General features: G+C 66.0%; 19 protein-coding genes. 4 read left to right on the forward strand and 15 right to left on the reverse strand.

Annotated elements, in window-relative coordinates:
* Positions 1 to 105: 105 nt before the first annotated feature.
* Positions 106 to 762 (reverse strand): ATP-dependent Clp endopeptidase proteolytic subunit ClpP, encoded by a 657-nt coding sequence (clpP, locus tag AB3X86_RS14565; RefSeq protein ID WP_368596675.1) that lies wholly within the window; start codon positions 760 to 762, stop codon positions 106 to 108.
* A 260-nt stretch (positions 763 to 1,022) separates the two neighbouring features.
* Here clpP and AB3X86_RS14570 point away from each other — a divergent pair, with 260 nt between their 5' ends.
* On the forward strand, positions 1,023 to 2,078 hold the full coding sequence (locus AB3X86_RS14570) for a sigma-70 family RNA polymerase sigma factor (RefSeq protein ID WP_368596496.1): 1,056 nt from the start codon (positions 1,023 to 1,025) through the stop codon (positions 2,076 to 2,078).
* Here AB3X86_RS14570 and AB3X86_RS14575 read toward each other — a convergent pair.
* The 3 genes from AB3X86_RS14575 to AB3X86_RS14585 all read right to left on the reverse strand — a co-directional run bounded on the left by AB3X86_RS14575 (position 2,034) and on the right by AB3X86_RS14585 (position 6,637).
* Complete coding sequence (locus AB3X86_RS14575; RefSeq protein ID WP_176121692.1) at positions 2,034 to 3,308, reverse strand: EAL domain-containing protein; 1,275 nt, start codon at positions 3,306 to 3,308, stop codon at positions 2,034 to 2,036. The two genes, AB3X86_RS14570 and AB3X86_RS14575, sit on opposite strands and share 45 nt — an antisense overlap.
* 320 nt (positions 3,309 to 3,628) lie before the next feature.
* The gene (mdtD, locus tag AB3X86_RS14580; protein ID WP_176121934.1) at positions 3,629 to 5,014 is read right to left on the reverse strand and encodes a multidrug transporter subunit MdtD; all 1,386 of its coding nucleotides are present in this window, start codon (positions 5,012 to 5,014) and stop codon (positions 3,629 to 3,631) included.
* A gap of 204 nt (positions 5,015 to 5,218) precedes the next feature.
* On the reverse strand, positions 5,219 to 6,637 hold the full coding sequence (locus tag AB3X86_RS14585; protein WP_018437836.1) for a PLP-dependent aminotransferase family protein: 1,419 nt from the start codon (positions 6,635 to 6,637) through the stop codon (positions 5,219 to 5,221).
* 183 nt (positions 6,638 to 6,820) lie between these two features.
* On the opposite strand from AB3X86_RS14585, the gene AB3X86_RS14590 reads away from it, so the two are divergent.
* Entirely contained in the window at positions 6,821 to 7,126 is a 306-nt protein-coding gene (locus AB3X86_RS14590) for a DUF2917 domain-containing protein (RefSeq protein ID WP_368596497.1), read from the forward strand.
* Positions 7,127 to 7,195: 69 nt separating this feature from the next.
* Here the strand turns inward: AB3X86_RS14590 and AB3X86_RS14595 are convergent, their stop codons facing one another.
* Entirely contained in the window at positions 7,196 to 8,437 is a 1,242-nt protein-coding gene (locus AB3X86_RS14595; protein ID WP_368596498.1) for a citrate/2-methylcitrate synthase, read from the reverse strand.
* 126 nt (positions 8,438 to 8,563) lie between these two features.
* Here AB3X86_RS14595 and AB3X86_RS14600 point away from each other — a divergent pair, with 126 nt between their 5' ends.
* The gene (locus tag AB3X86_RS14600; protein WP_368596499.1) at positions 8,564 to 9,973 is read left to right on the forward strand and encodes a CoA transferase; all 1,410 of its coding nucleotides are present in this window, start codon (positions 8,564 to 8,566) and stop codon (positions 9,971 to 9,973) included.
* 73 nt (positions 9,974 to 10,046) lie between these two features.
* Here AB3X86_RS14600 and AB3X86_RS14605 read toward each other — a convergent pair whose 3' ends face one another.
* Entirely contained in the window at positions 10,047 to 10,793 is a 747-nt protein-coding gene (locus tag AB3X86_RS14605) for a GntR family transcriptional regulator (RefSeq protein WP_013090333.1), read from the reverse strand.
* A 196-nt stretch (positions 10,794 to 10,989) separates the two neighbouring features.
* On the opposite strand from AB3X86_RS14605, the gene AB3X86_RS14610 reads away from it, so the two are divergent.
* A complete protein-coding gene (locus tag AB3X86_RS14610; RefSeq protein ID WP_368596500.1) occupies positions 10,990 to 11,835 on the forward strand; it encodes an aldo/keto reductase in 846 nt (281 codons plus the stop codon).
* 93 nt (positions 11,836 to 11,928) lie between these two features.
* Here AB3X86_RS14610 and AB3X86_RS14615 read toward each other — a convergent pair whose 3' ends face one another.
* The 9 genes from AB3X86_RS14615 to AB3X86_RS14655 all read right to left on the reverse strand — a co-directional run bounded on the left by AB3X86_RS14615 (position 11,929) and on the right by AB3X86_RS14655 (position 24,269).
* On the reverse strand, positions 11,929 to 12,390 hold the full coding sequence (locus AB3X86_RS14615) for a Rap1a/Tai family immunity protein (protein ID WP_368596501.1): 462 nt from the start codon (positions 12,388 to 12,390) through the stop codon (positions 11,929 to 11,931).
* Positions 12,391 to 13,453: 1,063 nt separating this feature from the next.
* Entirely contained in the window at positions 13,454 to 15,643 is a 2,190-nt protein-coding gene (locus tag AB3X86_RS14620; RefSeq protein ID WP_368596502.1) for an ABC transporter ATP-binding protein, read from the reverse strand.
* Positions 15,640 to 16,554 (reverse strand): ABC transporter permease, encoded by a 915-nt coding sequence (locus AB3X86_RS14625; RefSeq protein ID WP_368596503.1) that lies wholly within the window; start codon positions 16,552 to 16,554, stop codon positions 15,640 to 15,642. The genes AB3X86_RS14620 and AB3X86_RS14625 overlap by 4 nt, the downstream gene beginning before the upstream one ends.
* Positions 16,551 to 17,579: an ABC transporter permease gene (locus tag AB3X86_RS14630; protein ID WP_368596504.1), complete on the reverse strand. Its 1,029-nt coding sequence runs from the start codon at positions 17,577 to 17,579 to the stop codon at positions 16,551 to 16,553. Before AB3X86_RS14630 ends, AB3X86_RS14625 begins: the two co-directional genes overlap by 4 nt.
* A 41-nt stretch (positions 17,580 to 17,620) precedes the next feature.
* On the reverse strand, positions 17,621 to 19,294 hold the full coding sequence (locus AB3X86_RS14635) for an ABC transporter substrate-binding protein (RefSeq protein ID WP_368596505.1): 1,674 nt from the start codon (positions 19,292 to 19,294) through the stop codon (positions 17,621 to 17,623).
* Positions 19,295 to 19,529: 235 nt separating this feature from the next.
* Complete coding sequence (locus AB3X86_RS14640) at positions 19,530 to 20,573, reverse strand: HoxN/HupN/NixA family nickel/cobalt transporter (protein WP_368596506.1); 1,044 nt, start codon at positions 20,571 to 20,573, stop codon at positions 19,530 to 19,532.
* Positions 20,574 to 20,623: 50 nt separating this feature from the next.
* Positions 20,624 to 21,151, reverse strand: a complete 528-nt coding sequence (locus tag AB3X86_RS14645) for a cupin domain-containing protein (protein WP_368584775.1) — start codon at positions 21,149 to 21,151, stop codon at positions 20,624 to 20,626.
* 159 nt (positions 21,152 to 21,310) lie between these two features.
* A complete protein-coding gene (gene fusA, locus AB3X86_RS14650) occupies positions 21,311 to 23,419 on the reverse strand; it encodes an elongation factor G (RefSeq protein ID WP_368596507.1) in 2,109 nt (702 codons plus the stop codon).
* Between the two features lie 334 nt (positions 23,420 to 23,753).
* Positions 23,754 to 24,269 (reverse strand): DUF192 domain-containing protein, encoded by a 516-nt coding sequence (locus AB3X86_RS14655; protein ID WP_176105234.1) that lies wholly within the window; start codon positions 24,267 to 24,269, stop codon positions 23,754 to 23,756.
* Between the last annotated feature and the right edge of the window lie 41 nt (positions 24,270 to 24,310).

Genomic DNA, 24,310 nt, shown 5'->3' on the forward strand with positions numbered 1-24,310 from the left:
GCGATTCCAGCGAAGGTGAGCAGCTTTTGTGGTGCGCTCGCACCGATAGGTGGATGGGAATTTGCAGCAAGCGGTTTGTCCGGCGGCCCAGCGAGCGGCTCCATGTCAGTTCCGCTGCAGGGTGTCGCGACGACCTGCGTTGTTCCACGTCGCGCGAGCTTCCAGCACGTCATCGATCAATCCGTATTCCCTCGCTTCGAGCGCCGACATGAAGTTGTCGCGGTCGGTATCGCGCGCGATATCTTCGATGCTGCGTCCGGTGCGCTCGGCCATCATCGCATTGAGACGTGCTCGCACATACAGCACCTCCTTCGCCTGGATTTCGATGTCCGCCGCGGTGCCCTGACCACCGCCGGAAGGCTGATGAATCATGATGCGGGCATTGGGTAGCGCATACCGTTTGCCGCGTTGACCCGCGGTGAGCAGAAAGGTGCCCATGCTCGCGGCAAAGCCCGTGCACAAGGTCGAGACCTCCGGCTTGATGAACTGCATGGTGTCGTAAATCGCGAGGCCGTCATACACCGAGCCGCCGGGCGAGTTGATGTAAAAAGAAATATCCTTGTCGGGGTTCTCCGATTCGAGAAACAGTAATTGTGCGACGATCAGACTGGCTGACTGCTCGTTCACGGGCCCGACAAGAAACACGATGCGCTCGCGCAGCAGGCGGGAATAAATGTCATAGGCGCGCTCGCCCCGGCCGGATTGTTCGATCACCGTGGGCACGAGGCCCAGGGCGGAGACAGAAGGGTAACTGGAAGGCATGGGTTCCTCGTTCAGGATGGATGGCACGGGCAGGCGGGGATGCGCAGGCGGCCTCGGGGCAGCCGCCGCGTGACATGCGCCGGTTCTTGCTCATTTGACGAAGCAGCGGCCCGAGTTGTGACAGAAATTTTTTTGCGCCGGGCTGTCACATCACCCGTTGCCCATGCGTCAAGCTCAGGAATACCGAACATGACGCGCGCCTGACCCATGCCACTGGTGTACAGCCGCTTTTTCACGACGCAACATCGGGAGGTCTACGCATGACGGAACAGGGAATCGACAAGGCATCCAGTTTCGAGGCCGCGCGCGCCCGTCTGCTGGCGCTCGCATATCGGATGCTTGGCAGTCGTGCGGAGGCCGAAGACGTGGTGCAGGACGTCTGGCTCAAATGGCATCTGGCCGATACGCAGGCGGTGCAAACGCCGGTCGCGTGGCTCACCACGCTCACCACCCGCACGGCGATCGACCGTCTGCGGCACGCGCAGCGCGAGCGCGCGTCGCAGGCTAGCGGCTGGTTGCCGGAGCCGTGGCTCGACGAGGTCGCACCATCGGCGGAGGAGTTGGCATTGCGCGCGGCCGATATCTCATATGGCGTGATGTTGCTGCTCGAACATCTGAAGCCAGACGAACGCGCGGCGTTCGTCCTGCATGAAGCGTTCGAGTGCGGTTATGCCGAAATCGCGTCGATTCTCGAGCGCACACCGGCCTCTTGCCGGCAAATGGTTCATCGCGCCAAGGAGCGTCTGAAACGGGCGGGCGCGCCGTTGGAGCGGCCCGATCCAGCGGTGCATGGGCGAATCGTCGAGCGATTGCGCGCGGCGCTCGAAGCGCAAGACCGGGCGGGCTTGCTGCAGCTTTTCAACGACGCGCCGCAACTGATCAGCGACGTACCTCTGTACGCTACGCCCACTCCATTCCCTACGGCCAACCTGGCCCTTCGGGCACAAGGGCCAACACCTGGAGCCGAAGCGCAGCGCGCCCGCGAACCGGGCTCAGGTCCGAAGTGGATCGCTGTGGTTACATCGCTCGCGCAACAGGCGAGCTATACCGAGGTAGTGTCGATGGCGGGTGCCGTGTGTATCGCACTGTTCTGCGACGGCGATATCGTCGGGCTAATCGACGTGGTGACGGACGGCGCAACGGACCTTTCGGCGAGAATCGTCTCGCTGCGCATCGTGGCCAGCGCCGCGCATTTGCGGGCGGCCAACCGAATGCTGGGCCGTGAGGCGGTCAAGGAACTGCTTGCCCGCATCAAGGGCCATCCGGAGGTGTCAGCTGCGGTGAGCCGCGACTTCCCAGTTGATGTCGACGCATAGCACCTGCGTACCATGCGAGTTATGCGCGGCAATCGAGGCCGTGACGCACAGATGCGCTTCGTTGATCGACAGATACGGCGGTGTTAGATGAACCCGCCCCGGTTGACGCATCGCCTGAATGAAGTACGGGCGGCGCTCCCAACTGGCGCCTTCGGAATGCAGCAGCGGGCTGAAGCGCTTTGCGCGTTGCGATGTGCGACCCGGCGGCAGCACGTTGTCGCCGATCTGCCGGCCCGATCCGTCCAGGACAAAGCAGCGCGCCGTTTCTCCCAGCGCGAGCAGAGGTGCGGTCGCCTGCGTGATCGATTCCCCAGCAATCAACTGAGCTGCGGCAGCCTCGAGCGCAGTGACATACGGCGCGAGCCGAGCGGATTGCGCTTTCTCTCGAGCGGCAACGCGTTCGCGCAGCGAAGCGGAAAGCGAATCCATCAGGCTAGCGGCAACCTGCGGCTTGACGGGTTCGACGCTCGGGCCCGCGAAAAATGCGCCCTGGACGAAGTCCACATTGCATTCGAGCGCGATCAGCGCGTCGCGCTCGGTGCTCAGACCGCCCATCAGCACCAGTTGCCCGGACTCGTGCAACAGGGAGACGAGGCCCGGCAATACGCGTTCGATGTGCGAGTGTTCACTCGCTTGCGCGAGGATGCAGCGGTCGAGCGTCACGATGTCCGGCCGCAGATTCCACACGCGGTCGATGTTCGAATGCTTGGCGCCAAAGCCGTCGAGCGCGATCAGAAAACCGGACTTGCGCAGCGAATCGACGATTTCGGCGAAACGCGTGGTTTCGCCGCCGGCCTGTTCGGAAACTTCGAGCACCACGCGTTGCGGCGGCAGGCCGAGCGTCTTCAGGCTGGCAAGCAGCGCGTCGCCGTAGCTGGTGTCCATCAGCGCGGCCGGATGCAGGCTGAGGAAGAGCCATTCGTCGTGGCTGTCGAACGCGTTGAAGTTGCCCAGGTGCAGCGATTCGGCCAGCCGTCCGAGTTCGAGCAGGTCGCCGCGTCGCGCGGCCTGCGTAAAGACTTCGTGCGAGGGTACTTGCTGCTCATGCTCGTCGTGCACGCGCAGCGACGCGTGATACCCGATCGCGCGCCGGTGCGAGACCGAGAAGACCGGTTGAAACACGCTGAAAACGGTGTAGCCGCCATACAGAACGGTACGGCGGGAGCCTTCGTCGCCGGCCATCGGGCGTGGTGGCTGGAAGCCGGGATGTTCGAGTTCGATCATGCTCATCATGTCGGTCGTGTGGAAACGGCGGCGCTTGCAGGGCTCGGCAGGAGTTCGCACGCGCAGACTAAGAGTTTACAGGATAGTCGAGCAAGAACTATGCGCGTGTACCAACAATGCTCGAGCGCCCACCAGCAATGCTCCGAGGAAAACGTGCTGCGCCCGCGCCGCTACGAAGGCGACGACACGCACTTCGCTGGTGCGGCACGCGCCCTGTTGCGGGTCGGTGACGCTGTTCAAGGATGCTGCGTGCGGGCCGCGCGGAGCGATGCCAGGAAATGCGTTTGTGAGCGCGCGAGGATGCGTCGTCCTGGCGCGCGCGGCTTTCAGGTTCGCTCTGAAGGATCGGTCTTCGTCGCTGGCGTGCGGATCTCCGGCGACAACTGCGCAAAGATCCATGACGAACATGCGGTAATGACGCCGACACACAGGAACGTTGCATGAAACGCCGGCAGCGAATTCGCGGCGGTCACACGCTGCATGATGCCGGTAAAGGTCGTCAGCAACGCACCGGCCACGGTCACGCCGAGACTCATCGAAAGCATCTGCACGAGCGAAAACAGGCTATTGCCGCTGCTCGCGCCGCCAGTGCCCAGGTCCTTCAGCGTCAACGTGTTCATCGCGGTGAACTGCATCGAGTTCACGCCACCAAAGATCGCCAGTTGCACGAGCCGCAGCCACAGCGGCTGATTCGTGCTCGTGAGCGCGAAACTCGCCATCATCAGACCCACCAGAATCGTGTTCGCCATCAGCACGCGCCGGTAGCTGTACTTCTGAATCAGCGTCGTCACGAGACGCTTCGTTGCCATGCCCGCGGCCGCCACGGGCAGCATCATCAGCCCGGCTTCGAATGCGCTATAGCCGAGGCTCACCTGCAACAGCAGAGGAATCAGGTAGGGCATCGAGCCGCTGCCGATCCGCGCGAACAGATTGCCGAGCAGCCCGACGCTAAACGTGTGAATCTTGAACAGATCGAGCGGAAAGATCGGCACGGGCTCGCGCACCGCGTGCAGACCATAGGCAACGAAGCACGCCATGCTCAGAATCAGCAGCACCAGCACCGTCGCATGTTGAATGCCGAACTCGGTGCGGCCATCGAGCGCGAACGAAAGTGCCACCATGCCCACCACCAGCAGGAGGTAGCCGCCGAGGTCGAATTTGCCAGTGTGTTCGTTGCGGCTATCCGGCATGAAAATAAACGTGGCAATGCAGCCCACGATGCCTACCGGCACGTTGATCAGAAAGATCCAGTGCCACGACGCGATTTTGACGAGCCAGCCGCCGAGCGTCGGTCCGATCAACGGTCCGATCAGGCCCGGGATCGCCACGAAGGCCAACGCTGGCAGATAGCGCTCCGCCGGAAAGGTACGCAGCACCGCGAGCCGCCCAACCGGCAGCAGCATCGCGCCGCCCACGCCTTGCAGGATGCGGAAGAGCACCAGTTGGTTCAGCGTGCGCGCGTTCGCGCACAGCAGCGAGCCCACCGCGAACACGAGAATCGCACTGAAGAACACGCGCCGCGTGCCGAGTCTGTCGGCGAGCCAGCCGGACACGGGGATCATCACCGCCATTGTCAGCGAGTAGGCGATCACCACCGATTGCATGCGCAGCGGCAGCTCGCCGAGGCTTGTCGCCATCGCGGGGAGTGCGGTGTTGACGATCGTCGAATCGAGCGTCTGCATGAAGAAGCCGGTGGCGACCAGCCACAGCATCACCGTCAGTGCGCGGGGCGACGGGCCAGAGGGGAGGTTGGGAGCGAGGGCGGGCGGAGTCGGCGTCGTAGACATATGAAGCGGCTGGGCGCGCTCGGTCGGGCTGGGACTCGCTATTCTAGGGAAAAGCGAGTCCCGGCGCAGCGAGCAGCGCAGTCTTGCGCAGGTGTCGGCGCTGCGTCTCGGCGGCGCTCTGCGCCGTCTTCACACATCAGCCGGCAACTGCGCCGCCGCCTGAAAAAACGCCTGCGCCCGTGGCTCGTTGCCAAACGCCACATGAATCCTGATCCACGGGCTCGCCTCCCGATTCGGCCTGAAGTGTTGTCCAGGCAGCACCGTCACACCGAGCGGCACACCGCATTCAACGAGCCGCTCGGCGTCCGCCACATGGGGCACGCGCGCCCACACGAACTTGCCGCCCGCTGGTTCTTCGAAAATCTCCCAGCCGGCATCTTCGAGTGTCTGGACGGTCGAGCCGAGCGCGCCGCGCATCTGGCGGCGCAGTCGCTCCAGATATTTGCGATATGCGCCGCGCTCCAGCATCGACACCGCCACCGCTTCGGCAAACCGCGAGCCGCCAATGCTCGTCAGCATCTTGATATCGACCAGATCCTTGATGATCGCGTGACTCGCAACCACGCAGCCGATCCGTAGCGACGACGACAGCGTCTTCGACAGTCCGCCGATGTAGATCACCTGTTCGAGTTGGTCGAGGGTCGCGAGGCGATCGGTGAGCTCGGTCTGAAAATCCGCGTAGATATCGTCCTCGATGATCTGGAAGCCATGCTCACGCGCCAGTTGCAGCAAACGGAACGCGACCTGCGGTGCGACCGTGGTGCCGGTCGGATTGTGGAACACGGTGTTGATGAGCAGCAATCTGGGCCGGTGCAGCTTCAGTTGCGCCTGCATCGCATCGAGGTCGGGACCGCTGCCGGTGCGCGGAATGCCGATCAGCTTCATGCCGTGCAGTCGCAACAGGCCGTACAGGTTGTAGTAACCGGGGTCCTCGACAAAGATCGTGTCGCCAGGCTTCAGCATGTAGCGCACGAGCAGATCGAACGCCTGGCTCGCGCCATTGGTGATCAGAATCTGCGACGCGTCCGCCTGGATGCCCAACTGGCCAATACGGCCGCGCAACTGTTCGCGCAAGACGGGATTGCCGAGCGGCGTCGCGTATTCGACCATGCTCGCCGGATCGGTTCGCGACACGTGGCGAATCGCCTGCGCAATGCCATCGATGTCGCGCCAGCTTTCGGGAATGAAGCCGGTGCTGAGCTTCAGCGTCTCGCCCGGAAAGTTGAATTGCTCGAGCAAATGGTCCGACTCGACATCGGCGCGGCGCGGGTCCGACGTGCCCTGGCAGCGCATGTCCGTCGGCTGGCGATCGGCGACGTAAAAGCCGGAGCCGTGACGCGAGTCGACATAGCCGAGCGACACCAGCCGGTCGTATGCCTCGATCACCGGGAAGCGGCTCACGCCGAAGTCGGCGGCGAACTGGCGGATCGACGGCAGCTTCGAGCCAGGATGCGCATTGCGCGAACGGATCCACGCCGAAACGCCCGTGACGATCTGCTCGGTAAGCGGTACGCCGTTGTCCCGGTCGAGCTGGATTTCGAGTTTCATACGCTTGCCTTCGGTCGCCGGCCCGCGAGCGCGCAAGCTTTTAACCTGCGTCGGGCGAGCCATGCCAACTGTTCGGTTTTTTAACTGAACAGTTCCGATGAAAGTGTTCGGAACTGTGCATGGGTTTCCGATCATTGCACGCCAATAATCGGTACAACAGAAAGTTCTTCGAGGAGAACGGCGATGCGAGAAGTGCGAGTTTTCGAACTGGAACAGGGCGAGCCCGTCACGGCCTGGCGCGTTGGGCGCCCGTCGATTTTCAAGATGATCAGCGGCAAGGTCTGGCTGACCGTCGAGGGCGAGCATGAAGATCACTGGCTCGGGGCAGGGCAGTCGATCGAGTTGGCGCGCGGATCGGTGGCATGGATCAGCGCAGGGCGGGAGGGGGCGCGTTTCGCGCTGGCGAGCGGCTCGCAACGCAAGCTGCCGACGCTGCTACTCGGCTGGCCGATCCCGGCCTGGCTGGCGCGTCGGCCGGGCGTGGTCTGATGCGTGGCGAACGGCGAGCCGCCGCTTTGCAGGCCCCGACCTAGCCTCTAAGCAGCCCCTAAGCAGCCTCTAAGCAGCCTCTCCCGCCTGATACTCCCCGATATACCGCGCTCGCGGCCGGATCAACCGGCCATCGCGCGTCTGCTCCATCGCGTGCGCGATCCAGCCGACCACCCGCCCGAGCGCAAAGAGCGTGAACGCGGCGCCGGTCGGCAAGCCGAGCACGCGCTCGAGCGCCGCAAGCGCGAAATCCACGGTCGGCTCGGCGCCGGTCGTGTCGCGCACCGCACGTGCAAGCTGCAGCACCTCGTTGAGCGGCGAGCGGGCCGGCGCGCAGTCGGCGAGCATCGTCAGCAACAACCGCGCGCGCGGATCGCCGTCCGGATAGAGCGGATGACCGAAGCCCGACAGCACCGGACCTTGCGCGCCGTGCTCGTGCCGCGCGAGGCGGTTCGCCAGATAGCGGTCCAGATCGGGCGAGCGCGACGCTTCATCGAGCAGGGCCGCAATGCGCACGGTTTCGCCGCCGTGACGCGGCCCGGAGAGCGCCGCGAGCCCGCCCGCGACCGCGCCGAACAAGTGCGTGCCCGTCGACGTGATGCAGCGGACCGTGAACGTCGACGCGTTCAGCTCGTGATCCGCGCACGCGACCAGCGCCGCGCGCAGCAGCCCGCTTTGCGGCCGGCTGCGCACCCGCCAGGCCGTCGCGATCTGCCGATGCAGCGGTTCGTTCGACGGCGCCGCCGGCAGCATCGCGGCGGCCAGCAGCCGCATCACGGCGCACGCGGTGTCCAGTTGGGCGTCGCGGCCGAGCGCCCACACGCGCGGCATCTGTGCGGCGGCGGCCGGCAGCAGCACGAGCGCGCGATCGAGCGGCGTGCTGTCACTCCACAGCTTGAGCCACGCGGCCCATTGCGCGGGGGCGAGCGGCACGGCGGGCGCATCGGCGATGCGCCGCGCGCTGCATTGCCACAGCAGCGCCGCGACGTCTTCGAGTGACGCACTGCGTGCAAGCTCGATCGCATCGTGCCCGCGATACAGCAGCCGACCGTCCGCGACCAGCGTGATCGACGATTCGAGCACCGGCACGCCCCAGTCGAGCACCTTCTGCGCGACCTTGCCCGCTCGCTTGCCGTCCGCCTTGCGACGCGCAAGGCGCCGCACCTCGGCGGCATCGTAGAGGCGATGCCTGCCTTGCGCATCCGGCGACGAGCCGAGCATGCCGCGGCTCACGTACGCGTACAGCGTCGGCAAGCTGACGCCGAGCGTCGCGGCCGCTTCGGCGGCGGTCAGATAAATCGGGGCTGACATGAAAGCGAGTGGAAACCGAAGAAATCAATATATGTTGATTATCATAATCAAGATTGATTCCAGCAAGGCGCAAATTTAGACTCGGTGCACCTGCTTCCTGTGCGCGCGGTCAACGCGCCCGATGCCATGACACCCGAACTCGCCCTAAAGCACATCTGGACCCTCGCCGGCTGCGATCCGGTCGCGCTGCACGCCGTGTCGCTTGCCGGCGCGGACCCCGGCTTGCCTTCGGTCTATCGCGTCGGCAGCCTCGCGTCGTCGACCATCGCGGCGACGGGCCTCGCGGCTGCCGAATACTGGCACCTGCGCAGCGGACACAGGCAACGGGTGTCGGTGCAGATGCGTCGCGCGCTGGCGGCGTTTCGCAGCGAACGCTATCTGCGGATCGACGATGGGCCGCCCCCCGCGCTGCGCGATCCGGTCACTGGCTTCTACGAAACGGGCGACGGCCGCTGGATCCAGCTGCACACGAATTTTGCGCATCACTTGAAGGGCGTGCTCGACGTGCTCGGCTGCGACAACGGCCGGGAGTCGGTGGCGGCCGCGATTCGCGGCTGGGAGGGCGCGACGCTCGATCAAACGCTCGCCGACGCGGGCCTATGCGCCGCCTTGATTCGCACGCCCGACGAATGGGCCGCGCTCGAGCAGGCCAAAGCAATCGCGCGCTTGCCGCTGTTCGAGATCGAGCGCATCGGCGACGCGCCGGCCGAGCCGCCGCGCCACGCCGACGCCGACGCCGAACCGGGCGTCGATCGTCCGCTCGCGTGCGTGCGGGTGCTGGATCTGTCGCGGATCATCGCCGGACCGGTGGCCGGCCGCGCGCTCGCGCATCATGGCGCGGACGTGATGACGATCAACGGGCCGCATCTGCCGAACATCGCGCCGCTCGTGATCGACAACGGCCGCGGCAAGCGTTCGGCGCTCGTCGATCTGCGCGACGCCGCTGGCTGCGACACGTTGCGCGGACTCGCGCGCGATGCCGACGTGTTCCTGCAGGCCTATCGTCCGGGCGCGCTCGCGGCGCGCGGCTTCGGGCCGGACGAGCTGGCGCGCCTGCGGCCTGGCATCGTCTATGTGTCGGTTTGCGCATACGGGTACACGGGGCCGTGGGCGCAGCGACGCGGCTTCGATAGTCTGGTGCAGTCGGCGAGCGGCATCGCGTGGACGGAGCGCGCGGCGGCGGGTTCGGCCGAGCCGCGGCATCTGCCGTGTCAGGCGCTCGATCACGCGACCGGCTATCTGGCCGCGTTCGGCGCGATGGTCGCGCTCGCGCGGCGGGCACGCGAGGGTGGCAGCTGGCATGTGAAGGTGTCGCTTGCGCAGACCGGGCGCTGGCTGCAGTCGTTCGGGCTGCTGGCCGATGGACAGCAGGCACCCGAGATGTCGCTCGACGACGTGCGCGATTGCGTCGCGAGCGTGCAATCGGAGTTTGGGTGCGTGCTGGGCGTTCAGCCCGCCGAAGAACTGGAACAGACGCCGGCGTTTTATGCGCTGCCGCCGGCGCGCATCGGCGCGCACGAAGCCCGGTGGACGTAACAGGGTAGCGTGCGCCGCGTTGGAGTTTGAAGCGCGGCGCGCCCGGCTGCGGGACCATTCACCGAGCCGCAGCCTACTTCCTCAACTCCGCCACGAAGTCGTAGTAATCGTTGCGGCAGTACGTGTCCGTCAACTCGATCGCGCGCTGATCCGCCGTATAGCCCACGCGCGTGATCAACAGCAACGCCTCGTTCGGCGCGATGCTCATCTGCTGCGCGATCTCGTCGCTCGCGTTCACCGCGCGAAAGTGCTGCAGCGCGCGCACGATCGTCAATCCGCGGTTCTCCAGGTACGTGTACAGCGAGTCGCCGATTGCCTGCGGATCGGGAATCACCGCGGCGGGGAACGTCGAATTCTCGACCGCCATCACGATGCCGTCGGCGAGCCTCAGCCGCCGCAGCCGCGTGACCGCGGCGGCCGGCGACAGCCCCAACTGGATCACCTCGTCGCGATTGGCCGGCGAGATTTCCCGCGACAGCCACTTCGAACTCGGTGTGAAGCCGCGCCGCCGCAGCATTTCGCTGAAGCTCGACAGGCGCGACAACGGATCTTCATAGCGCGGCGTGATGAAGCTGCCCGCGCCCTGGGTGCGGCGAATCAAACCCTGCTCGACGAGCAGTGCGATCGCCTTACGCGAAGTGATGCGCGATACGCCGAGCGCCTCCGACAGCACCCGCTCGGAGGGGAGCGCCTCACCGGCGTTCCAGCGGTTTTCGTGGATCGCGCTGCCGAGCTTGCGGGCAAGTTGCAGATAGAGCGGCGTGTCGTTTTCCGGGTCCGGGCGCAGGTCGCGCCAGCGGTCTTCCGAGGCAGAGGTCATGGGGCTCACGCAAGATGGGCAAGCGGCAATTTTAAAACATCGGCGCGCCCCGTTATAGCGGGCTTTTGCCTGGCGCGCCGTCGTGAGGCCGCGGAGCCGCTAAACTCATCTCCGGGTTTTTCGCAGCGTGCGTTGCGCGGTGGGGCCGCGCGCAATTGCATCGCATCCGGATCGAGCCACTTTCGAAGGAGTCAGCATGACGAGCGAAATCGTAAGCGTGAGCTTGCCGGGCGGCGAGCGCATTCCGGCGCTGGGGCAGGGCACGTGGGAGATGGGCGAGCGGCAAGCACGACGCGCGGCGGAAATCGATGCGCTGCGCTGCGGCATCGAACTCGGCATGACGCTGATCGACACCGCCGAAATGTACGGCGACGGCGCGACGGAGTCGCTGCTCGGCGAAGCGCTCGCCGGTTTGCGCGACAAGGTGTTTCTGGTCAGCAAGGTGTATCCGCACAACGCCAGCCGGCGCGGCGTGATCGCCGCGTGCGAGCAGAGCCTGAAGCGTCTGAAGACGGACCGGCTGGATTTGTATCTGCTGCACTGGCGTGGCTCGGTGCCGCTCGCCGACACCGTCGATGGCTTCGAGGCGCTGCGGCACGCGGGCAAGATCGGTCACTGGGGCGTGAGCAACTTCGATATCGACGACATGGAAGAACTCGTCGCGACGCCAGGCGGCGACGCATGCGCGACCAACCAGATTCTGTACAACGTGGCGCGGCGCGGGCCGGAGTTCGATCTGCTGCCATGGCTCGCCGCGCGCGGCATGCCGGCGATGGCATACAGCCCGGTCGATCATGCGCGGCTGCCGAAACGCTCGCCGCTCGACGACATTGCCGACGCGCGCGGCGTCTCCGTGTTTCAGGTGGCGCTCGCGTGGGTGCTGGGCAAGCCCAATGTGTGCGCGATTCCGAAGGCGGCGCGGGTCGAGCATGTGCGCGACAACTACCGCGCGTCGCAACTGGTGCTGGAAGCCGGCGAACTCGCCGCGCTCGACGCGTACTTCAAGCCGCCGCGCGGCAAGCGTGCGCTGGAGATGTTGTAGGCGCCGGCGCGGCCGCCGTCCGTTGCGGAGCGGCGGCGCGCGAGGCTCTGAGCGAGGTGGGCGCGGATGACGCCGCGCGCGCTGACGCGGCGCTCAGGTGCAGGGGTGGTGCTGATGCACGGAGCCGAGCACGGCGACTTCGGCGGGGGTGTGCTGCAGTGCGTCGTCCGGTACCTGAGCGGCATCGGCGAGGAAGTCGTCGACGATCGACGACACCGGCACGTCGGCCAGACATAGCGACACGCGCTGGGTTTCGTTGGCGGGGAAGGTGGCGCGTTGAGCGAGGAACAGCACGCCGTATTGATAACCGTGGATGATGCCGCGGATCGCGCTGACGCATTGCCCTTGCGCGACGTTGTCGTGGCGCTGTTTGCAGTTCTGTACGAGCGAGTAGGCGGAGAAGCTCGGATCGACCGGTGGCGCCGCTTGCGACAGGGTTTGCGCCATTGGCTGCGCGGGGGTCTGCGCATTGGCGAGCGATGCGAGGCCCAGGGCGGTAGCCATCAGCACGGCGGCTGCCGTGCGGGTCGCGGAGGGGGGAACACTACTATGCATGTTGTGGGCCCTCATATCGAACGATGAATTTGATATGAGGCGGTCGTCTCGGATTGGTTCCATGACACTCACGCGCAGGGGAGGTGGTGTTCCCGCCGCTCGCGGTGCGGTTCGCGCGACGATGCGAGGCGCGGCTCGCGCACTCTCCGGGCCATTCCGTCAGCGCGCGCCGCAGGCGGGCGGGCCGCTCCGACCGGCCTGCGGCGGTGACGCCCGACCGGGGGATCGGGACGCCACCGCCGTTGCCAGCGGATAGCGGACAGTATGCCGGGACATGTCGCCGGCGGGTAGGGCGCGGGGGCCCCCTACCCGGGGCAACGGGCGACGCCTGGTGCCCGTTCCCGCCGCCGTTGCCACTGCCGGCGCTGCCGCCACCCTTGCCTCCGTGACCGCCGCCGAAGCCTCCGCCAAAGCCTCCGCCGAACCCGCCACCGAAGCCACCGCCAAAGCCACCGCCAAAGCCACCGCCAAAGCCACCGCCAAAGCCACCGCCAAAGCCACCGCCAAAGCCACCGCCAAAGCCACCACCCGGTCCACCGCTGGAGCCTCCGCAACCGCAGCCGCCGCTCCCGCTGCCGCCGCTGCTTCCGCCACCAGCACCGCCACCGCCGCTACTGCCGCCTCCACCGCCTCCACCGCCGCTATTTCTGGTTTTCATCGCGCGTCTCCAGCTGCCACAGCGGCGGCCGACCTGTCTGCACGCGGGTCTTGTCGAACCCCGAGTCCGTCGTGTCGAAGTTGGCCGTGCGTCGCTGCCGTGCTGATCGCTTGATATCGCGTCATCGCGTGGTGACGCTCGTCGTGCGGATGTGCGCGGCGTAGCGCGCCCGGTTTGCTTCGAATCTATGGCCGCAAATTTAGCGATATCCATGCCACGCGTCGCAGAGCCTTGAAGCGACGCGGGCGATCCCGGGATGTACGATGCGCACGCCGGAAAAACGCCTGAAAACGTTGCGACGATGAAACGCGCGGACACAAGAGCGTGTTCCGACGCGGGATTCGTCAAGGGGCCGCTGTGCCTGGTGACGCCGCGTCAGCGACGTCGATGAAGTTCGAGTCGACGCTAGCTGGCGTTTTCCGACGCGTCGTCGGAAGAGGCGCCGTTCGTCGGGTCGCCCGGGTTGTCGCCGCGCCGCTCGCATTGCAGCTCCCGCAGCGTGGCGACCGGAATATGGCAGCGAATCCGGTGCGCGGAAGGCGAGTCGGCGGCGCCGCCGGCGTCGAGGAACGGCGGGTCCTGCTGCTCGCAGATCGCGCCGAGCTTGCGCGGACAGCGCGTGTGAAACACGCAGCCCGACGGCATCGCGCCGGGCCCGGGCAACTCGCCCGTCAGGTGGATGCGCGCATGTCGATGTTCCTCGCCGGACGCGCCTTCGCCCGGCAGCGTCGGCACGGCGGACAACAGCGCCTCGGTATAGGGATGCTGCGGTCCGTTGAACACGGCCGCCGCCGGGCCGATTTCGAGGAGCCGGCCGAGATAGAGCACCGCGATGCGATCCGACACATAGCGCACCACGTGCAGATCGTGCGAGATGAACACGTAGCTGACGCCGCGCTCGCGCTGCAGATCGGCGAGCAGGTTCAGGATCGCGGCCTGCACCGACACGTCGAGCGACGAAGTCGGCTCATCGCACACGACGACGCGTGGTTCGCCGGCAAACGCGCGCGCAATCGCGACGCGCTGCTTGAGCCCACCCGATAGCTGGCGCGAACGTGCGTCGAGATAGCGCTCGGGCAGCCGCACGGCGTCCGTCAGCGTGCCGAGCCTTTCGTCGATCTGGGGTCCGCGCAGCGCGGTGAAGCGCGCGAGCGCACGACCGATCAGTCGCTTGACCGAATGCGCGCGATTGAGCGCCGAGTCCGGATTCTGGAACACGATCTGCAGCGACTTCAGCTGCTCGTCGCTGCGTCGCGTGACGCGCGCGGCGAGCGGTGCGCCGTCGAGTTCGAGCACGCCGCCGGCATCGGGTGCGAGCAGGCCGAGCATCAGCCGCGCGAGCGTCGTCTTGCCGCTGCCCGACTCGCCGACGAGGCCGAGCGTCTCGCCGCTCGCGAGTTCGAGCGACACGTCGTCGACCGCGCGCAGCGGCGCACCGGATACGTGGAATGTTTTGGACAGGTTGCGAGCGCGCAAGACCGGCGCAGAGGACGCGCGCGCCGCCGCGTTGGATGATGCGGCCGCCACCGGCTCCTCGCTCGATGCCGCCCGCGGCAACTCGATCGCGCGCTCGTGATAGTGGCAGCGCGCCATCTGATCGCCATGCGGAGCGCCGAGCCGATAGGGCGGCGGCGCGTCGCGGCGGCAGCGTTCGTCGGCGAGACGGCAGCGTTGCGCATAGATGCAGCCCTGCGTGACCGAGCCCGGCAGCGGCAGGCCGCCCGCGATCGTATCGAGCCGTTCGCGGTCCTTGCTGCGTCCGGCGCTCGGCAGGCAGCGCAGCAATCCGACCGTGTATGGATGACGCGGCCGCGCGAACACGTCCTGGGTCGCGCCTTCCTCGACCAGCTTGCCCGCGTACAGCACGCCGATGCGTTCGCACATGCGGCCGATCACCGCGAGGTTGTGACTGATGAACAGCACCGCGGTGCCGAACTCCTCGCGCAACTGCGCGACGAGGTCGAGCACTTCCGCTTCGACGGTCGCGTCGAGGCCGGTGGTCGGTTCGTCGAGAATCAGCAGCGCGGGGTTCGACGCGAGCGCCATCGCGATCACGACGCGCTGCTGCATGCCCCCCGACAGTTGATGAGGATAGCTGTCCATCACGCGCTCGGGCGCCGCGATGCGCACGCGCTGCAACATCTCGAGCGTGCGATGCAACGCTTCGTCGCGTGCGACGCCGGCCGCCTCGAATGCTTCGGATATCTGGCGGGCAATCGTCAGCGACGGGTTCAGCGCGCGCCCAGGGTCCTGATAGACCATCGAGACGGTCGTCGCCCGCATGCTGCGCAGTGCATTGGCGCCGAGCTTCTGCACGTCCGCGCCGGCGATCACAATCTTGCCGGCCTTCATCTTGCCGTGGCGTGGCAGGTAGCGCAGCGTCGCCATCGCGACGGTCGACTTGCCGCAGCCCGATTCGCCGACGAGCCCATACGCCTCGCCGCGCCGCACGCGAAACGACACGTCCTGCAGCACTTCGCGATCACGCCCGCGAATCCGGTAGGTGACCGTCAGGCCGACCACGGTCAGTGCATCGGTGCGATCGCTCTTCGACACGTCGAACGCGGCGAACGAGGAGGGCGGCGCGCCGTTCATCGGTCGAGCACTCCCTGCACGCTGTCGGCGATCAGATTGACGCCGACCACCAGCGACGCGATCGCGCCCGCCGCGAACACGACGGTCCACCACGCGCCGCCCGCCATCAGCGTGTACGACTCGGACAGCGCGAGCCCCCAGTCGGCCGACGGCGGCTGGATGCCGAAGCCGAGAAACGACAGCGTCGCGACCGCGAAGATCGCATAGCCGAGCCGCACCGTTGCTTCGACGACGATCGGTGGCAGCACGTTGGGCAGGATCTCCACGAACATGATGTACGGGGCGCGCTCGCCGCGCAGCTGCGCGGCGGCCACGTAGTCGAGATGGCGCTCGGCGAATACGGCGGCGCGCACGGTGCGCGCGGTGATCGGCGTGAAGGTGAGGCCGATCACGAGAATCACCGTGAGATTCGATGCGCCGACCGCGGCGAGCGCGAGCAGCGCGACGATCACGAGCGGCAGCGCGAGCACCGCGTCGATCACACGGCCGATCACGTCGTCGACCCACCCGTCGAAGTAGCCGACCAGCAGGCCGAGCGCGGTGCCCGCCGCGGTGCCGAGCAGCGTCGCGAGCGGCGCGATGGTCAGGATGTCGCGCGCGCCGACGATCACGCGTGAGAATACGTCGCGGCCGAGCTGATCGGTGCCGAACCAGTGCGTGCGATCGGGCGGCGTGAGCGAATTGAGCGGATCGGACGCGTACGGGTCGAGATGCACGAACCACGGACCGGCGATCGCGCAGACGATCCACCACGCGACGATCAGCGCGCCCACGATGAAGGTCGGCGAACTCAGAAGCAGCAGGAGGCGCGGGAAGCGTGGCTCGGCGGGCGCGCGTGGCGTGGAGCCCGGTGCGCCCGGCGTGGGCGGCGCTGGTGGCGTCGAAGGAGCCGGCGGCACGCTCGGATTCATTCCGCGGTCCTCACCCGCAGCCGCGGATTGAGCAGCACGTGCAGCGCATCGGCGACCAGATTCGCGAGCGTATAGACGACGCCGATCGTCAGCACGCCCGCTTCGAGCATCGGAAAGTCCTTCGCCTTGGCGGCGTTGTAGATCAGCGAGCCGATCCCCTGGTAGCGGAACAGCGTTTCGACCACCACGAGTCCGCCGATCATGTAGCCGAGCTGGGTGGCGGCGACGGTGATCGTCGGCAGCAGCGCATTGCGCAGCACGTGCCGCCAGATCACGACGTGGCGCGGCAGGCCCTTGAGGATCGCGGTGCGCGTGTAGTCGGCGTCGAGCGCTTCGACGGTGCCCGCGCGCGCCATCCGCGCGATATAGCCGAAGAATACGAAGACGAGCGGCAGCACCGGCAGCACCAGATGCCGCAGCTGTTCGAGCACGCTTGCATCGGCCGGAAACGAGGCCTCGATCGGCAGCCAGCGCAGCCACACGCCGAACACGAGGATCAGCACGATCGACGACACGAACTCCGGCACCACGGTCGCCGACAAACCGGCAATGCTGATCGTGCGATCGAGCCAGCGTCCCGCATGCATCGCAGACCACACGCCGCCCGCAATGCCGAGCGGCACGACGACGATGAACGCGAAGAGGCCGAGCTTCGCCGAATGCGCTAGCGCATCGGCGATGAACGGCCCGACCGGTTCGCGATACGCGTACGACAGCCCCATGTTGCCGCGCACTAAATGCGTGATCCAGTCGATGTATTGCGTGAGCAGCGGCCGGTCGGCGCCGAGCTGATGATTGAGCGCGGCGACCGCGCGCGCATCGGCGAGCGGCCCGAGCACCGCGCGGCCGATATCGCCGGGCAGCAACTGGCCGCCTGCGAACACGATCAGCGACAGCAGCCACAGCGTGATCAGCGACAGACCCACGCGCGTCGCCAGAAAACGCGCGACGCGGCCTGCGTTGCCGTTCGTCGCACGCGGGAAACGCGATGCGTTCGAGGCGGGAGAGGGCGCCGGAGCCGACATCGTGAGTTCTCCTGCGAAAGGTGCGTTGAGCAGCGCGGTACTTACGCGCTCAGCGTCGCGCGATCGAAATACAGCTGCGCGAGCGCGGTGAAGCGCACGCCGTTCACCCCCTTGCGCATCGCGATCAGCTGATCGTAGAAGAACGGGATGATCAGCGGCGTTTCGTCGAGCAGCAGCGTCTGGATCTGTCCGGAGAGTTTCTTCTGCGTGGCGAGGTCGATCGCCGCGACGAACTGCGCGACCAGTTGATCGTATTGCGGATTCTTGAAGTGCGCAGCATTCCACGTGCCGTTGCTCGTGAGCGTCGCGTTGAGGAACACGTTCGGCACGCCGCGATGACCGTAGTCGGTGATGCCGAGCGGCGAGTCGAGCCAGTCGGATTTGCCCGGCGTGCCCGCGCCGTAGTACAGCGACTGGCTCTCGACCTTCAGGTTGATGCGCACGCCGATCGCCTTCGCGGCGTTCTGCACGACGACCGCGAGGTCGGGGATCTCCATGTATTTTTCGGTGGTCAGCGTGACGTCGAAACCGTTCGGCACGCCGGCTTGCGCGAGCAGCTGCTTCGCCTTCGCGACATCGATCTTGCGTTGCGGCACGCCCGCGTCCGATGACGGAAACACCGGCGCGAACGGGCTGTCGTTGCCGAGTTGTGCGCGACCCTTGAAGAGACCGCGCACGAGCACGTCGCGATCGAGCGACAGCGCGAGCGCCTGGCGCACGCGTTTGTCCTTGAAGAGCGGGCTGTCGTTGCGCAGATGGATCTGCCGATGCGCGCTCGACTTCACGCCCACTGCGTTGTAGTCCGGATTGTTCAGAATGGCCGCGCCGCCCTGCACGGTGAAGGTGCCCATCACGTCGGCCTGGTGGCCTTGCAGCGCGAGCAGTTGCGCCTGTTCGTCCGCATAGAACGAAAACTGTACCCGTTGCGGTAACGCTTTGTCGCCCCAGTAGTCGGGATTGCGCACGAACGACGCGCCCACCTTCGGCTGATATTTTTCGAGTTTGAACGGGCCGGTGCCGATGAAGCTCTTTTCGTAGTTGCCCGCGAAGTTCGCGGGCAGGATCACCGCGTTGTAATTATCCGAGGAAACGTAGTAGGGGAAATTGCCGATCGGCGCGTCGAGATGAAACTCGACCGTGTGTTCGTCGACGACCTTCGCACCGCCTTTCGACAGCACGCCCTTCAATACCGACAACGCGGCCGAGCCGCTCGCGGGATCGGCGAGACGGTCGAAGGTGGCGACCACGTCTTTCGCGCCGAAGCTCTGGCCGTCGTGGAATTTCACGTTGGGGCGCAGCTTGAACGTCCACACGTCGCCCTTGTCGTTCGGCTTCCACGACAGCGCGAGCGCGGGTTTGAGCATCAGCTTCTCGCCGTCGTCGTCGATCAGGAATTCGCCGGTCTGGTTCAGCAGCGCGAGGCTCGCGGCGTCGGTGACCGTCAGCGGATCGACGGCGCCCGCCGGCGTCAGATGCGCGACGCGGATCGTCTGGTTCGACGGGGCCGGCGCACCTTGCGCCCTCGCTCGCGGCGCGCCGAGCAAGCCGCCGCCCGCGACTGAAAGACCGATCACGCTCGCGTAGCGCAGCAGTTCGCGGCGCGTGATGCGGCCGGCGAGGAATTCGTCGAGGGCGTGGTTGCCGTAGGTGTCGGCGGTGAGACGGGCTGTGTTTAGTGCGTCAGATGCGAGAAGTCGGTCCGCTGGCGTTTTCATCGATGGCGTGTCCAGTCCGTTCTGTTGCCGGTTCCGAAGCGTCGCGCGAGCGGCGCGACAGCGCGAGAAAAGCCGTCTCAGTGTAAGCGATTGCTCGCGGCTCTGGCGCGCCGGCGGCGCACCGCGCCAGCCGATCGGGTGATAAACGGCGCGCGGTGTGTCGTCGTCGCAACGCTTGCGGCTGGAATCCCTACCGATCGCCTCGCATGGGTCGAGTGAGTTATACCGGAACGAGTCATTTGGGCGCCGCGCTTGTTGCCGCGCCTGTCGCCGCGGTTGGCCGTCTCCAGCGATGAAACAGCACCGAGCCGATCCAGCACGCCATGAAGGCCGCGACGATCGCATAGCCGAGCGCGCCAAAGTGATCGTTGATGCGGGCGATCGCATCCAACACGCCGCCGCTCCAGCCGAACCGGTCCGACAGTAGTCCCAACGCCTCGATGCCGCCGATCACGATCGCGACCACCGCCGACACGAACGTGATGCTCGCGTTGTAGTACAGCTTGCGCTTCGGGTCATCCATCGCCCAGCCGTATGCCTGCACCATCAGCACGTTATCGGTCGAATCGACGAGCGTCATGCCGGCCGTGAAGAGCGCGGGGAACACGAGGATCGAGTAGAGCGGCAGACCGGTGCTCGCCTGCGACGCGGCGATCGCGAGCAGGCCGATCTCGGTCGCGGTATCGAAGCCGAGCCCGAACAGCACGCCGACCGGGTACATGTGCCAGCTTTCGGTCACCAGCCGGAACAGCGGGCGTAACGCACGCGACAGCAGCCCGGCTGGGGCGAGCGAATCGGTTGACGCGGTCGCCACGGCGCCATCGTGTTGCGCGTGCCGGTAGCGACGCCACACATCGCGCAGGATCAGGAGATTGACCGCCGCGAGCACCAGCAGGAACGTCGCCGAAACCAGCGTGCCGAGCGTGCCGCCGAGTTCCTTGAGGCTCTCGAAGCGCCCGTGCAGCGAATGCGTGGTCCACGCGATGCCGATCGTCGCCGCGACCACGATGGTCGAGTGTCCGAGCGAAAACGCGAGCCCGATGCCGAGCGGCCGCTTGCCCATTTGCATCAGCTTGCGCGTGACCGCGTCGATCGCCGCGATGTGGTCGGCGTCGACCGCATGACGCAGACCGAAGCCATACGCGAGCAGCGCGGTGCCGAGCAGCAGCGGGTAGCGGCGAAACGCGATCAGCGCCCACAGCCAGGTGCCGAGGTTGGCGGCGATCAGCGCCGCGTAGAGCGTGACGAGGCGACGGCGCAGCGAAGCGGTAGGCGTCATGTGGCGCGGGCGGATCAGTCAGCAGGTGAATGAGCAGGCAAATGAGCGACTCAGTGATCGTGCGGATGCTTGTGGATCGGATCGACCCAGTAGACCGTTTCCGGCTGCTCGACAGCATCGATGTTCAGATTGACGACGACCGCTTCGTTGTCGCTGCGTACGAGCACGCATTCGAGCGGCTCGTCGGTGCTCGCATTGATCTCCTGATGCGGCACGTAGGGCGGCACGAAGATGAAGTCGCCGGGACCGGCCTCGGCGGTGAATTCCAGATGCTCGCCCCAGCGCATGCGCGCCTGGCCGCGCACCACGTAGATCACGCTTTCGAGCGCCCCGTGATGATGCGCGCCGGTCTTCGCGTTCGGATGGATCGTCACGGTGCCGGCCCAGATCTTCTGCGCGCCGACGCGCGCCGCGTTGATCGCAGCCGCGCGGTTCATGCCCGGCGTTTGCGCGGTGTTGGTATCGAGCTGATCGCCGCGGATGACCTTCACGCCGTGCTCGCGCCAGTCGATCTGTCCGCCGGTTTCGGCGGCTTCGTGCTCGGCCCGGTAATGCGGATGTTCGTGATCCTGGCTCATCGCGTCTCCTCCTTGGCTTGCGTGCCGCGTACCTGTTCGACATTCTGGCACGTTCAAAAAGCGGCTGCGTGGCGCGATGATGGCAAGGGCGCCACGAAAAAAAGCCCGCTCACAAGGAGCGGGCTTCAACTCAAGACACTCAGCGGCGCCGCGTCAGCGTCATTGCTTCTTCGCGTTGATCACGGCCTCGGCGACGTTGCTCGGCGTTTCGGCGTAGTGCTTGAACTCCATCGTATAAGTCGCGCGGCCCTGAGTGGCCGAGCGCAGCGACGTCGAGTAGCCGAACATCTCGGCGAGCGGCACCTCCGCACGCACCAGCTTGCCGCCGCCGCCCGCGATGTCTTCCATGCCTTGCACCATGCCGCGCCGGCTCGACAGGTCGCCCATCACGTTGCCCATGAAGTCCTCGGGTGTTTCCACCTCGACGGCCATCATCGGTTCGAGCAGTATGGGCTTCGCCTTGCGCATCGCTTCCTTGAACGCCATCGAGCCAGCCATGCGGAACGCGTTTTCGTTCGAGTCGACGTCGTGGTACGAACCGAAGGTCAGCGTGACCTTCACGTCGACGACCGGATAGCCCGCCAGCACGCCCGCTTTCAGCGTTTCCTGGATGCCCTTGTCGACCGCCGGGATGAATTCGCGCGGGATCACGCCGCCCTTGATCGCATCGACGAACTCGTAGCCCTTGCCCTGTTCGGAAGGTTCGAGCGCGATCACCGCGTGGCCGTACTGGCCGCGGCCGCCCGACTGCTTGACGAACTTGCCTTCGACGTCCTCGACCTTGTTGCGCACCGTTTCGCGATAGGCGACCTGCGGCTTGCCCACAGTTGCTTCGACGCCGAACTCGCGCTTCATCCGGTCGACCAGAATTTCCAGGTGCAGTTCGCCCATGCCGGAGATGATCGTCTGTCCGGATTCCTCATCGGTCTGCACGCGGAACGATGGATCTTCCTGCGCGAGACGATTCAGCGCGATGCCCATCTTCTCCTGATCGGCCTTGGTCTTCGGCTCGACGGCCTGCGAGATCACCGGCTCCGGGAAGATCATCTTTTCGAGGATGATCACATGATTAGGATCGCACAGCGTGTCGCCGGTAGTCGCTTCCTTCAGGCCGACGGCCGCGGCGATGTCGCCCGCGTAGACCTCCTTGATTTCCTTGCGCTCGTTCGCATGCATCTGCAGGATGCGGCCGAGGCGCTCCTTCTTTTCCTTGGCCGCGTTGTAGACCGTGTCGCCCGAATTGACGACGCCCGAGTACACGCGGAAGAAGATCAACTGGCCGACGAAAGGGTCGGTCATGATCTTGAAGGCGAGCGCCGAGAACGGATCGTCGTCGTTCGGATGACGCTCGATCTCCTTGTCGTGCTCGTCGTGGCCGGTGATCGCGGGCACGTCGACCGGCGACGGCAGATAGTCGATCACCGCGTCGAGCATCGCCTGCACGCCCTTGTTCTTGAACGCGCTGCCGCACAGCATCGGCACGATCTCATTGGCGATCGTGCGTGCGCGAATGCCCTGCTTGATTTCTTCTTCGCTCAGGTAATGCTCGCCGCCCAGGTACTTTTCGAGCAGCGTCTCGTTCGCCTCGGCCGCGGCCTCGACCATCTTGTCGTGCCATTCCTTCGCCGTTGCGGCGAGTTCAGCCGGAATGTCGCGATACTCGAACTTGATGCCCTGGCTCGCGTCGTCCCAGTAGATCGCCTTCATCTTGACGAGGTCGACCACGCCCTGGAAGTGCTCTTCCGCGCCGATCGGAATCTGGATCGGCACGGCGACGCCCTTCAGGCGTTCGCCGATCTGCCGCTGCACGCGGAAGAAGTCCGCGCCGACGCGATCCATCTTGTTGACGAACGCAATGCGCGGCACCTTGTACTTGTTCGCCTGGCGCCACACGGTTTCCGATTGCGGCTGCACGCCGCCGACCGAGTCGTACACCATGCACGCGCCGTCGAGCACGCGCATCGAGCGCTCGACTTCGATCGTGAAGTCGACGTGCCCAGGGGTGTCGATGATGTTGATCCGATGCTCGGGGTAGTTGCCGGCCATGCCTTTCCAGAACGCGGTCGTGGCCGCCGACGTGATCGTGATGCCGCGCTCCTGCTCCTGTTCCATCCAGTCCATCGTCGCCGCACCGTCGTGAACCTCGCCGATCTTGTGGGTCACGCCGGTGTAGAACAGGATCCGTTCGGTGGTGGTGGTTTTGCCGGCATCGATGTGAGCGCTGATGCCGATATTCCGGTAGCGCTCGATTGGAGTCTTGCGGGGCACGTGAATCTCCTTGTAATGACGCGCCTGAAACGCATGCCGGGCGACCGCGTCAGCCGCCCGGGGAGTCTGGGTGGTGCTTTATGTGGCGTTACCAAATCGAGATTACAAGGATAGCGCTTCGATTGGTCTTTTGCATGAATCCTGCCAGCCGGCGCGAAGGCTGGCCGCGCGGGGCTATGCGGGCGGAAAAAAACCCGGCGCCTCGGGTTGAGGCGCCGGGTTTTTGCGGGAAAGCAGGGCGGGACGGCCGGGCTGGCCAGTGGCAGCTTACGGAGACGCCCGGGTGGCCATCTGGGGGGCGCCGCGCAGGGGTGCAGCCCGGCGGTGAGAGGCTTTACTGCGTGATACCCGGCACCGGCGGCAAGCCCTGGATCTGCATGCCCGGCTTGATGCCCTTCGCCGTGAACCAGCCCTTGGGCATTTCCAGCGCGAACACGCCGTTGTGCGTCGGGCAGTGGTTGTTGGTGGTCTCGGCCTGCATCTCGTCGATGTCGGTGATCGTGCCGTCGGCGCGTATGAACGCGATCGACAGCGGAATCAGCGTGTTCTTCATCCAGAAGCAATGGCCCGCGTTCTCGTTGAACACGAACAGCATGCCTTCGTTCGGTCCGAGCTTCGTGCGATACATCAAGCCCTGTTCGCGATCCGCGTCGTTGGCGGCGACGGCCGCGTCGATCACGAACATACCAGCGGTCAGCTTGACCCGCGGAAACTCGCCCGGCTGCTTGGCGCCCGGCGGCATCTGCTGCGCCAGGGCGGGAGCCGTGGTAGCGGCGAACGACAGCGCCGCGAGCGGCAGTGCAACGGCAACGGCGAAACGCGCCACCGACGAGCGGATGGAAAATCGCACGACAAGACTCCTTGCTGAAATCGACTCGCGCATGTTACGCG

It is taken from the genome of Paraburkholderia sp. BR14374 (assembly GCF_040948685.1).
Classification (GTDB): domain Bacteria; phylum Pseudomonadota; class Gammaproteobacteria; order Burkholderiales; family Burkholderiaceae; genus Paraburkholderia; species Paraburkholderia youngii.